Genomic DNA, 12754 nt, shown 5'->3' on the forward strand with positions numbered 1-12754 from the left:
ATGCGGGCCATGACGGCGGGGCCGCGGCCAAAGACGACCCGCACGCCGGCCATGCCCGGCATACCGCCAAGCCTGAAACTCAATCCATCCACCCAGTCCTGAAATACCAATATTTAAAAGCGGTAACCCCCGAACACGGCTTGATGGGGCCGCCGGACCGGGAAATCACCCTGCGGCTCACCGGCAACATGAACCGCTATATCTGGTCGTTCGACGATGTGAAGTACGCCGATGCCGAGCCGATCCGGGTCAAACTCGGCGAGCGGATACGCTTTACCTACGTCAACGAAACCATGATGAACCATCCGATACATCTGCACGGACTCTGGCAATATCTGGATAACGGCAACGGCATGTATAACCCGAAAAAGCATGTCGTCAACGTCAAGCCGGGACAGACGCTCAGCGTGGAGGTGCCGGCCGATGCCGAGGGCGAGTGGGCGTTTCACTGCCATTTGCTGTATCACATGGATACCGGCATGTTCCGGAAATTGATCGTCGAAACAGCCGGCCGGCAGGGCGGGCATAGCCATGAATAAACCGCTGCCAATTTTGTTGCTGGCATTATTAGTCGGCGCGGCCCAGGCCCAGGAAGACGACATGATTTTCAGCCACTTCAAGGCCGAGCGGCTGGAATACGAAACCAACGGCGGCTTGCAATTATTCAAATGGGACGTGCAGCACTGGATCGGCAACGACGAGCACAAGCTGTGGCTAAAAACCGAGGGCGATTACGCCGGCGATCAGGGCATTTTCGGCCGCGCCGATCTGCAAATGCTGTACAGCCGCAATATCGACACTTTTTGGGATTTCCAAATCGGCGCCCGCCGCGCCTTCGAACCGGAACGTACCTACGATGCGGTGATCGGCTTTCAGGGCTTGGCGCCCTACTTCATCGAAGTCGATAGCGCCATGTTCATTACCGAGAACGGCAATGTCTTGGGCCGCTTGACGCTGGGCTACGAAATGCTGTTGACCCAGCGCTTGATTTTGGCGCCGCGCATCGAACTGAATGTGGCCGCCAAGGATATTCAAAACCGCGCCGTCAAGGCCGGCATCACCGAGTTCGAAGCCGGCCTGCGCCTGCGTTACGAGATCGAACGCGAATTCGCGCCGTATATCGGCGTGGACTATGTCGAAGAGGAATCGCTGTTGGAACATCAACATAGCGTGCGCGGGGTAGTGGGGCTCAGGGTTTGGTATTGAAAATGAGGCATATCGCATGGTTTTGTGTGATATGCCCTAATAAATCTTGTCGGGGAGGGCGGCAAAAAAATCGCACAAGCCCTTAAAAGGATATAAATATAAGGTTTTTCTAATTGTGGCAACGGAATTGCTTGGCCGGTATCCGAGGAATATCAATGTCTTCAAATATTGTCATTTATTGGACTAACCACGAGGAGCTTTATGAAACATTCACGTCCCCTGCGGGGAATCGCATTAATGGCCGCCCTGTTTGCCTTTAACAACCATGCGCAAGCCGGCGTGGCCTATAACGTAACCGGTTGGGACGCTACCGGAACCGGCGGTGCCGACGGAGGCGCTCCGGCCAATTGGATAGGCGGCTCGGCGCCGGGTTACGCAGGCAAATTAAATGCCATGTGGTTTGCCGAACTTGCCGGCAATACCGCCACGGAAACCGTGTCGTCCTCGGCGGCCCGCACTGCCGGAGCCGATGCGAATTATGCCTTGGCGGTTGGGCCGCGCGCCTGGAGCGCCAACGCCAGTGGGACTTTGGGCAAGGGCCACGGTTCCGATTTCGGTTTGATACAACTGACCGGCCTGTCCAACCTGACTATCACGGTGGCGGCCGATACCGCCTTGGGCTCGGCCATGACCCCGGGGTTTTCGTTGTTTCAAGGCTGGGATACCGGTACCACGGCGGTGCGGGTAGCGGATTATCAAAACAATCAGGACAATCCGCTCGGCACGCAAGGCTTGAGCTTCATCGATAGCGCCGCCACCACAATTGCCGGCGGCTCGGCGAGCTTTACCTTTAACAATCTGAGCGCCGGTAATTACACCCTGTTTGTGGGCGGTAACTCCACGGCGGGTATCGGTTTCGAAGGTAAATACACCGTTTCCCTGGCGGCGTCGCCGGTTCCGGTACCGGGCGCGGTATGGTTGTTCGGCAGCGCATTAATCGGGTTAGTTAAGATAGGCCGCGGTAAACGCAACATTTGAGTTTGTTACAACCCGTGCCAAGAACTGGCTTGGCACGGCTGTCCGATAGCACCCTATCACTAGCTTGCGATAATTCTGTTTTATTCATCCCTTTCTTGCGTTGCCGCCGCAACGTCTTTAACAGTTCCCAAGTCACACTCAATCTCGAGTGAATCACTATTAATGTTCCGTTTTACATTGATGACTCGGAAATAAAACGATGTGACTTGGATTTCGGATTGGGCAACCGCCGGTATCTGAATCCGTGCTAAAGTCTTGCCGAGAATCCATGTATTTTATATGGCATTCTGTCTGGACTATTATCCATCCATTACAAAGAAAAACCCCATCATGGACATTCGATGCCGGTAGCACCGCAACAAACTATTTTGATCGTAGACGACCTTCCCGAGAATCTGACCGTCCTAAGCGAATTGTTGCAGCCGAATTTTCAGGTACGTGTCGCCACGTCCGGACAAAAGGCCTTGCGCATTATCGGTCAGCCAAGCTATCCCGATCTGATTTTGCTGGACGTGATGATGCCGGGCATGGACGGTTATCAAGTCTTCGAAAAACTGCGTGCCGATCCCGCCGCGCGGGATATTCCGGTGATATTCGTCACCGCCATGGACAGTGTGGAATCGGAATTGCAGGCCTTGGACGCAGGAGCGGTCGACTATATTACCAAACCGATTGTACCGCCCATTGTGCTGGCAAGAGTGCGCACCCAACTGGAATTGAAGCAGGCGCGCGATCGGTTATCCGCTCAAAACATCTGGCTGGAAGCGGAAATTGGCCGGCGCATGGCTGAAAACGAATTGATTCAGGAAGTCAGTATCCGCGCGTTGGCGCATCTGGCCGAAATCCGCGATCCGGAAACCGGTTTCCATATTTTGCGTACCCAGGGTTATGTGCAACAACTGGCGATGCAGTTGCAATGCCAACCCGGTTTTTCCGATGTACTGACGGAACGCTATATCAAGCTACTCAGCAAATCCGCCCCGTTACACGACATCGGAAAAGTGGGCATACCCGATGCCATTCTGCAAAAACTCGGCCCATTGACGGCCGAGGAGTGGAAAATCATGAAAACCCATGCCGCGTTGGGCAGCGATGCTATCGAACACGCCGAGCGGGATGCGGCCGACTCGGTTGAATTTCTTTCCTTGGCCAAGGAAATTGCCCGCTGGCACCACGAAAGATGGGATGGCGGCGGTTACCCGGATGGACTGGCGGGTGAGGCGATTCCCCTTTCGGCGCGCATCATGGCTTTAGCCGATGTTTTCGATGCGCTGATTTCGCCGCGGGTTTATAAAGTGCCGATATCATTTGAGCAGGCCTACGAAATGATTGCCGCCGAACGTGGCACGCATTTCGATCCTGTAATGACGGATTGTTTTCTCGGCCACTATGCGGCATTCCGCGATATCGCCGAACGCTATCGCGAGCCCGGTTAGGAATCGCTCATGACTCTAGCCGCTCGGGTGTTATTGGTCGAAGACGAAGCGATCATTGCCATTGTCATTAAAGGATTACTCGAAAACGAAGGCTTGTCCGTTACAGTGTGTGCCAATGCCAGTGAGGCTTGGCGGCAATTGCAAACTCGTGGGGCGGAGTATGCCTTGGTGGTACTGGACCGCGGCTTGCCGGATATGGACGGGATGGACTTACTCCGGCGCATAAAAAAAGATCCGGCCTTTAGCCAATTGCCCGTCATCATCGAGACCGGGCATGCCGACAAACAAAGCATTCGCGAGGGGCTGGATAACGGGGCTTATTATTATCTGGTCAAACCCTTCCAGCCTGAAATCTTGCTGGCCGTGGTAAACGCAGCCTTGCAGCAGCGGCGCGACTATCTGGAATTGGCCGACAGTGTCCGCCGGGCCGAAGGCTTGTTGGATTTATTGTATTGCGGCAGTTTTCGTTTTCGCGGCCTGGATCAGGCCCGGATGCTGGCTAACAATTTTGCCCGCGTCTGTCCGCAGCCTGAGCGCGCCGCGCAGGGCTTGCTCGAATTACTGATCAATGCGGTGGAACACGGTAATTTGGGGATTAGTTATGCCGACAAAAGCGAGTTGTTGATGAAGGGAGTTTGGCGGGACGAGGTGCTGCGCCGCTTGCAAATGCCGGAATATCGCGATCGTTATGTTGAAGTGAGTTTTCAACGGCAGCCGGATAGTCTTGCCTTTACTATCCGAGACCAGGGAGCGGGGTTCGACTGGCGGGATTATCTGGATTTTTCGCCGGAGCGGGCGTTTGACTTACATGGACGCGGCATTGCCATGGCGTATAAGTTAAGTGTCGATCGTCTGCACTATCAGGGCAATGGCAATACCGTGCTGGCGATATTCAATATCCCGCCCGCGCCTGTCCATGGCGCCGGTTTGTTGGCACAACCTTCAATCGGGTAAGCCGGCATGGCATCGGAATATACAGGTTCCCAAACGACAGGCGTTAGTCGGGGCAGAATACTGGCCGTCGTGCTGATTTATGCCATGTTCGCCGCCGTCTGGATTTTGTTGTCCGACCGCTTGCTGGAATTGCTGTTTAGCAACCCTGAACAAGTCATCCAAATCAGCATGTTTAAAGGCTGGTTTTTTATTCTGATTACCTCGCTATTGCTTTACGGACTTTTGAAGCGCTGGTTTGAAGGGGGAGAGGCGGAGCAACCGCCAGTCCCCGCCGCGTCCCTGAATCTCAAATTGTCCGTAACGGTATTGGTGACGACTATCGTCAGCTTTGTGCTGATCGGTATCGCCATGAGTTTCAAGCATTATCAGGAAGATGAAGCGGTTCGCTTGAGTGCCGTTGCCGAACAAAACGCCCGACAGATTGCCGATTGGCTGGCGGAAAGACAAAGTGATGCGGAATACCTGCAAACCAGCGCGTTCGTTGCCGAACAATACCGGCAATGGCAGGCAATAGGCCCTCAGGGTAGCGGTGACCGGTTGCTGGCTCGACTGAAACAACTCTGTAAAAGTCAGGGACCGAACGGCATAAGCTTGCTGGGCGCCGATAATGCGAGGGTTTGGGGTTCGGAGAAGGCGCCTGCAACCTTGGCATCTGCCGTGCTTGAGGCTGCCGTGACGGTCAGGCAAACGGGCAGGATACTAAGGCTTGATCCGTATCGGGACGCCGCCGATCGTGTTTTGCTGGATTATCTCGTGCCGCTAACCGGCCCGGATAAGACCAAGCCGGTTCCGGTTGTGGTCATGCATATCGATTTGGCGCAGTGGTTGTTTCCGATTCTTGAAAACTGGCCGTTACTCAGCACCAGCGGCGAGTCCTTGCTAGTGCGTCGTAGCGGCGAACAGGTGTTGTATCTGAATGACCTCAGACATCGGCCGGATGCGGCCGCGAAATTGCGTGTTCCACTGAATCGGGCGGGTTTGCTGGCCGCGCAAATTCTGCGTGGCGAAGTTAAGCCCGGTAGCACTATGGTGGGTATCGATTATCGGGGGATACCTTCGCTGGCTGTGGCGGACGCCGTCAAGGGTACCGATTGGTATCTGGTGGCTAAAATGGATAGCGCGGAAGTCAATGCCAAAGCCATGAATGATATGGTTTGGGTGGGGTTGGTGGGCGTATTGGCCTTATTTGTGGTGGCTGCCGGCTACTACTTGCTGCGACAAAAACAGCAGCTGGATGCCGCCCGGTTTGTCCAGCAAAACCAGTCCGAGCGCTTACGTGCATTGAGTTTGCTGGGGGAAATCGCGGACAGTTCCGACGATGCGATTTTTGCCAAGGATTTACAGGGCCGTTATATTTTGTTCAATCGAGCGGCTGGCGCCTATGTTGGGAAAACCGCGGAAGAAGTGCTGGGTTGCGATGACAGGGCGATATTTCCGAAAGATCAAGCCGAGATGTTAATGGCTTTCGGACAACGGGTCATCACGGAAAATCGCACGATCATCGAGGAAGAGGTTCTCGATACCCTGGATGGCGAGCGGGTTTTTCTGGCTACCAAAGGGCCTCTGCACGATGCCCGGGGGCAAGTGGTTGGCATTTTCGGTATTTCCCGCGACATCACCACGCGAGTGTCCGTCGCCCAGGCATTAAAACAACAAAGCGAAACCTTGCGGAAGCAAAATCAGGAGTTGGAGCGCTGCAATCGCGCCATGGTCGGACGCGAGCTGGACATGATCAAACTCAAACGCACCGTCAACGAATTATCCAGCCGGCTTGGGCAAGCGCCGCCTTTCAATTTGGATTTTGCCGATGCGCCGGATTTAGCCGGGTTACAGCAGGACGCTGCCGGCGCATCCAAGCGATAGCAACCCGTCATTTTTACCAGCATTGGGGAGGCTTGCCATGCTACAAGAAATCAGCCGCATATTGAGCAATACCGGCTATATGCCGCATGGTTATTGCATTAATTGGTCGCAACCCCTGGTACTGACATTTGTCGTCAGCGATGTGCTGATCTTTTTGTCTTATTGTTCCATGCCGATAGCGTTGGGTTATTTTGCCCATCGCCGTAAGGATTTTCCTTATCCCTGGTTATTGGTGATGTTTGCGGTATTCATTATAGCCTGCGGCTTCACGCATCTGATGGGCGCCGTGGTGCTTTGGAAACCCTGGTATGGGTTGGATGCCATGCTTAAGGCAATTACCGCGGCGGTATCGGTACTAACGGCTTTTGTGTTGTGGCCGCTGATTCCACGGGCATTGAGTCTGCCTAGCCCTAGCCAATTACGCCGGCTCAACGAAGCGCTGCAAGCCGAAATCAATCAACGCAAGCGCATTGAAGAAGCTTTACGACTTGCCAAGGAAACGGCTGAACAGGGTTGGTTGACTGAACGCCAACTGCGTTCGGCCATTGTCGAATTTTCCGACGATGCGATTATCGGTATTTCGCTGGATGGCGTCATTACCAGTTGGAATCAGGCGGCGGAGCGGATGTTCGGTTATCTGGCCGAGGATGTTATGGGTAAGGCTTTTCATATCCTGGCGCCACCGGCTTACCATGCGGCTGAAGCCACTGTATTGGCCGCCATCAGTCGAGGGGAAGCCATAAAGCATTACGAAACCGAACGGCTGCACAAGGACGGCAGGTTGCTAACAGTGTCCATTACCACCTCGCCGATCCGCGATAAAGAGGGGCAGGTGGTTGGCGCGTCTAAAATTATCCGCGATGTTTCAGAGCGCAAACGGGCGGAACAAGAAATTCAACGCTTGAATGCCGATCTCGAGCGAAGGGTGGTCGAACGTACCGCCGAACTGAGCGCCGCCAACCAGGAACTGGACAGTTTTGCCTATGCCGTATCCCACGACCTGCGTGCGCCGGTAAGAGCCATAAACGGCTTCAGCCAGGCATTGATAGAGGAGTATGGGCAAGCCATACCCAACGAAGGTCTCGAGTATTTGACGCAAATAGGCATTGCTACCGGCAAGATGGTTGAGTTGATCGATGGTCTGCTGGTATTGTCGCGCAGTACCCGGGGTGACATGCAACATGATGCGATTGACTTGTCGGCGTTGGCGCAACAACAACTGGCCGATTTGAGCCGGCGCGATCCGCAACGGCGGATAAGCATGCATATCGAAGCGGGCATGAAAGCCAGAGGCGACAGTCGGATGATAGACGCCATGTTGCGCAACCTGCTGGACAATGCCTGGAAATATACCGCGCACACCGAAGCTGCATCGATTCGGATTTATTCGGAATTACGGGACGGCGTGCGCTTTTTTTGTGTTGCCGACAATGGCGCCGGCTTTTCCATGGCATACGCGAATCGGTTATTCCAACCCTTTCAGCGTTTGCACCGGCAAGACGAATTTCCTGGTATCGGCATTGGCTTGGCGACCGTGAAACGTATCGTACATCGGCATGGTGGCCGCATCGACGCCCACGGCGAACCCGGCAAGGGTGCGGTATTCGGCTTTACCTTAGCGGAAACGCTCCCGGATTTTGCCCAGGTGGCAACATGAACAATACCCAGTCTATCAACAAGCCGCCGCGAAACGAGTAATGCCGATGGAACCGCAAATTAGCATCTTGGTTATTGAGGATGTGCAGGCCGATTTTTTATGGTTGCAACGGCACTTGAACCGGCACCGGCTACCGGCCACCTGTCGGCGGGTGGATAGTGACGCCGAATTGGATGAGGCATTACAAGGCGAATGGGATGTGGTGCTGTCCGATTTTAATGTGCCGGGCATGGATATTCGCCAGTCGTTACGACGAATTCGTCACCGGTGTCCGTTGCTGCCGGTGATATTGGTGTCCGGCAGTGTGGGCGAGGAAACCGCGGTGGAATTATTGCGCCTGGGGATGAACGATTTCGTGCTCAAGGACAATTTGCTGCGCTTGGTATCCGTTATTCGGCGGGTAATCGATGAGGCCAAGGAACGCCGAGCCTTGCGTGAAGCCGAAACGGCCTTGCAAGCCAGCCAGATTCAGGCATTGGAAGAGCAGCGCCAAGCACGCCTGGCGGCCTTGAATTTGATGGAAGATGCGTTGGCGGCCAGTGCCCGTACCGAGGCGGCCAATGCCGCCTTGCGCGAAAGCGAACAGCGTTTGCTGATGGCACAGGAAGGCGCGCATGTCGGTATCTGGGAGTGGGATTTAGCCAGTAACAGGACGTATTGGTCACCCGAATATGAGCGGTTATATGGGTTGGAGTCGGGTGGAATTAGAAGCTATGAGGACTGGCGGGCTTTAGTGTTTCCGGAGGATTTACCCATGATCGATGCGCAGTGGGAGCGTATCCGGCAAGGTCGGCCGTTTGAGGTGGAATTTCGTATCCGACGCCCGGATGGCGAGGTGCGCTGGCTGCTGAGCAAGGGCAGCGCGCAAGGCGATGAGACCGGCCAAGTGATTCGCCTGTCCGGGATCAATCTTGACATTACCGAACGCAAACAACAGGAAGAGAAATTACGCCAACTGGCGCAAGCGGTCGAGCAAAGTACCGGCAGCATTATCATCACCGATACTACCGGCAAGATCGAGTATGTGAATGCCGCTTTTTTGCAAAACTCGGGTTATCCGAAAGAAGAGGTCATCGGCCGCAATCCGCGCTTTTTGATGTCCGGCAAAACTAAGCCGGATACTTTCGCGGCACTTTGGGCAGCGCTGCAACAGGGCGAGAGTTGGAAAGGCGAGTTCGTTAACCGGCGTAAAGACGGTAGCGAATACGTGGATTTCGCCATTATCACGCCGATACGCCAGCCGAATGGGTGTATCGGTCATTATGTGTCGGTGCAGGAAGACATCACCGAGAAAATGAGGGTTGCCGAGGAACTGAACAAACATCGCCACCATCTGGAAGAATTGGTGGATACTCGCACTGACGAATTGCGTAGACAAAGCCACGCCTTGCAAGCCTTGATTGACAATTTGCCTCACATGGCCTGGTTAAAAGACAGCGAGGGGCGCTTTATCGCCGCCAATCGGCCGGTTGCCGAGCTTAACGGCATGCGGGTTGGCGACTTAATCGGTAAAACCGACGAGGATTTATGGTCATCTGAAATGGCTGCAAAATATCGTGCCGATGATGCGCGAGTGATTGAAAGCCGTCGGCCGCTCACCGTTGAGGAACAGGTTCCGACGGCTCCAGGCAGTTTGTATGAAACCTTCAAGGCGCCGATTGTCGATGCCGATGGCAGCGTGTTGGGTACGGTAGGTTTTTCCCGCGACATCAGACCGCAGCGGAATATGGAAGCCGAATTGGCGCGTCGGGCTGAGGCGGCGGAAATAGCCACACGGGCCAAGAGCGTTTTTCTGGCCAATATGAGCCATGAAATTCGCACGCCGATGAACGCGATTATCGGCTTGACTTATTTGCTGCGCCAGGATGCCAAAACCTCGGAACAGACCAGCCGCCTGCGTAAAATCGATGCCGCTGCCCAGCATTTGTTGACCATCATTAACGATATTCTCGATCTGTCCAAAATTGAAGCGGGCCGGATGGAGCTGGAGTCGGGCGATTTTTCACTGGCTGCAATGCTGGACCACATCCGTTCCATGATCAGCGAGCAGGCCGGCAATAAAGGCTTGGAAGTAAACGTCGATTATGCGGATGTGCCGATATGGTTACACGGTGATGTGACCCGTTTACGGCAGGCGATACTCAATTATGCCAGTAATGCCGTCAAGTTTAGCGAGCGCGGCACTATCTGGCTGCGCGGCAAATTGTTGGAAGAAAACCAAGGCGAGTTGCTGATACGGTTTGAGGTGCAGGATTCGGGCATCGGTATTTCGGAACAGCAACAGGCAAGTTTGTTTGAAGCCTTTAGCCAGGCCGATATTTCCACGACCCGTAAATACGGCGGTACCGGATTAGGCTTGGCCATTACAAAACGATTGGCCGTGATGATGGGTGGGGATGCCGGTGTGGACAGCGTCGTCGGGCAAGGCAGTAATTTCTGGTTTACCGCCCGGCTAAAATGCGGGTACGGCACACCGTCGACGGCTGTTGCCGCCAACCTTACGTGTGCCGATATCCTGTTACGGCAACGGCATGCCGGGGCCCGGGTGCTGTTGGCCGAAGACAACCAAATCAACCGCGAAGTGGCGCTGGATTTGTTGCGGGATGTGGGGCTGGTGGTCGATGTGGCGGAAAATGGCCGGGTAGTCTTGGAAAAAATCGCCAGTCAATCTTACGACTTGGTGCTGATGGATGTGCAAATGCCGGAGATGGACGGCTTGGCTGCCGCCCACACCTTGCGGATGCAACCGCAACTGGCCGATTTACCTATTCTGGCCATGACCGCCAATGCCTTTGAAGATGATCGTAAAGCGTGTCTGCAAGCCGGCATGAACGACTTCGTACCCAAGCCGGTGGTGCCGGAGTTGTTGTATAGCAAGTTGTTGGACTGGTTGCCGAAGACAGCTCGGATAAGCGGGCAGGAGACGGTGCCGCCGATGACGGAAAACGCAGCCGAATTCGCAACGGACGTGCGTTCTTTTGAGGCTATGGCCGGTCCTGTCTCAGTTGATGCCTTACGGGCGCTTAAAGGTGATGTCGTAAAATACCGGCATTTACTGAGGATGTTTGTAGATACCCACGGCGAGGACATGCCACGGGTTTTGAGATTAATCAGTGCTGGCGAAATTGGGGAAGCGCAACGTTTGATCCATGGTTTGAAAGGCGTGGTTGGCGTGTTGGGCATACGAAATGTGTTGGAAACCGTGAAAGCCTTGGATAATGCGCTCAGGCAGGAAACATCCGCTAATGAGCGGATCCGCTTGGCCGAATTGTCCGGCTTGGAAATCAACAGGTTGATCGAGGCGATCGGCGATATGCCGGATGAAGCCGAGAGCCGTGCCAGCGGCGAAATCGATCCGACGCACGCAAAACAAGTCGTCGATGAGCTGACGGCCCTGCTGATCGAGAATAATGCCCGCGCTAGCCGCTTGGCACGGGACAACGCCGACATGCTGCGCTGGCTGTTAGGAGACGGCTATGCGGATTTTGCCCGAGCAATTGATATCTTTGAATACGAGAGTGCTCTTGCCATCTTGCGAGAGGCAAAAAATTACGCTGCCCTTGGCGATTAGAAAGCTCTCATACTTACTTGCGCTGCAAACGCAGCGAATTCAACACCACCGAAATCGAACTCATCGCCATGGCCGCCGAAGCGATCATCGGATTGAGCTTGCCCATGGCCGCCACCGGAATGGCCACGGTGTTGTAACCCAAGGCCCAGAACAGGTTTTGCTTGATCACCCGCAGGGTGGCGCCGCTCAGCTCCATCACATCCGCCACCTTGCCTATGTCGCCGCTGACCAGGGTCAGATCGGCGGTTTCGATGGCGACATCGGTGCCGCTGCCGATGGCAAAACCCACGTCCGCCGCGGCCAGTGCCGGCGCATCGTTGATGCCGTCGCCTATCATGCCGACTTTAGCGCCTTCGGACTGCAATTGCCGGACAATCTCCAGTTTTTGCTCGGGCTTGGCGTGGGCGACTACGGTGCCGATGCCGACTTGCGCGGCGATATAGCGGGCGGTGGCCTCGGTGTCGCCGGTCACCATCAGCGGCGTTACCCCGAGACTTTTCAGGCGACGAATGGCTTCCGCCGCATGTTCGCGCGGTTTGTCGGCGATGCCGAACAAGCCCGCCGCCTTGCCGTCGATGGCAACAAATACCGGCGTCTTGCCTTGTTCCGCCAACGGCGCGGCGCGCTTGCCCAGGGTTTTGCTGCTTATGCCGGACGCTTCCAGCCAGTCCGCATTGCCGATCAAGACTTCGCTGCCGTCTACGCGCGCTTTGATGCCGTGGCCGGGAATGTTGGCGAATGTCTCCACCCGGGCGGGTTCGATTGCGCGCGATTGCGCATAGGCGACAAGGGTCTTGGCCAGGAAATGCTCGGAGTCGATTTCCGCGCCGGCCACCAGCGCCAAAATCCGGGTTTCGTCTTGGCGGGCGGCGGCGATGAAATCGGTGACTTGCGGCTTGCCTTCGGTGATGGTGCCTGTTTTGTCGAACACGATGTGGGTCAGCTTGGAGGCTGTTTCCAGACTGCCGCCGTTGCGGATATAGACGCCGCGTTTGGCCGACTGGCCGGTGCCGACCATGATGGCCATCGGCGTCGCCAAGCCCAGCGAGCAGGGGCAGGCGATCAGCAGCACCGCGATGGCATTGCTGA

At 55.2% G+C, this 12754-nt stretch carries 9 protein-coding genes; 8 read left to right on the forward strand and 1 reads right to left on the reverse strand.

Annotated features, from left to right (window positions below):
• From NP596_RS16275 to NP596_RS16310, 8 genes are all read left to right on the forward strand, one after another.
• Positions 1–539, forward strand: a 539-nt coding sequence (locus tag NP596_RS16275) for a multicopper oxidase domain-containing protein (RefSeq protein WP_256616443.1), incomplete at its 5' end; no start/stop codon positions are given.
• Complete coding sequence (locus NP596_RS16280; RefSeq protein ID WP_256616444.1) at positions 532–1206, forward strand: copper resistance protein B; 675 nt, start codon at positions 532–534, stop codon at positions 1204–1206. The genes NP596_RS16275 and NP596_RS16280, both read left to right, overlap by 8 nt.
• A 201-nt stretch (positions 1207–1407) precedes the next feature.
• Positions 1408–2184: a hypothetical protein gene (locus tag NP596_RS16285; protein WP_256616445.1), complete on the forward strand. Its 777-nt coding sequence runs from the start codon at positions 1408–1410 to the stop codon at positions 2182–2184.
• Between the two features lie 341 nt (positions 2185–2525).
• The gene (locus NP596_RS16290; protein WP_256616446.1) at positions 2526–3620 is read left to right on the forward strand and encodes a response regulator; all 1095 of its coding nucleotides are present in this window, start codon (positions 2526–2528) and stop codon (positions 3618–3620) included.
• A gap of 9 nt (positions 3621–3629) precedes the next feature.
• The gene (locus NP596_RS16295) at positions 3630–4574 is read left to right on the forward strand and encodes a response regulator (RefSeq protein WP_256616447.1); all 945 of its coding nucleotides are present in this window, start codon (positions 3630–3632) and stop codon (positions 4572–4574) included.
• A 6-nt stretch (positions 4575–4580) separates the two neighbouring features.
• Positions 4581–6437, forward strand: a complete 1857-nt coding sequence (locus NP596_RS16300) for a PAS domain-containing protein (protein WP_256616448.1) — start codon at positions 4581–4583, stop codon at positions 6435–6437.
• A gap of 37 nt (positions 6438–6474) precedes the next feature.
• Positions 6475–8094, forward strand: coding sequence for a sensor histidine kinase (locus tag NP596_RS16305; protein ID WP_256616449.1), 1620 nt, complete (start codon positions 6475–6477; stop codon positions 8092–8094).
• A gap of 46 nt (positions 8095–8140) precedes the next feature.
• Entirely contained in the window at positions 8141–11665 is a 3525-nt protein-coding gene (locus tag NP596_RS16310; RefSeq protein ID WP_256616450.1) for a PAS domain S-box protein, read from the forward strand.
• Positions 11666–11678: 13 nt separating this feature from the next.
• Here NP596_RS16310 and NP596_RS16315 read toward each other — a convergent pair.
• On the reverse strand, positions 11679–12754 hold a 1076-nt coding region (locus NP596_RS16315), incomplete at its 5' end, for a heavy metal translocating P-type ATPase (protein ID WP_256616451.1).

Source organism: Methylomonas rivi (assembly GCF_024505165.1).
Classification (GTDB): domain Bacteria; phylum Pseudomonadota; class Gammaproteobacteria; order Methylococcales; family Methylomonadaceae; genus Methylomonas; species Methylomonas rivi.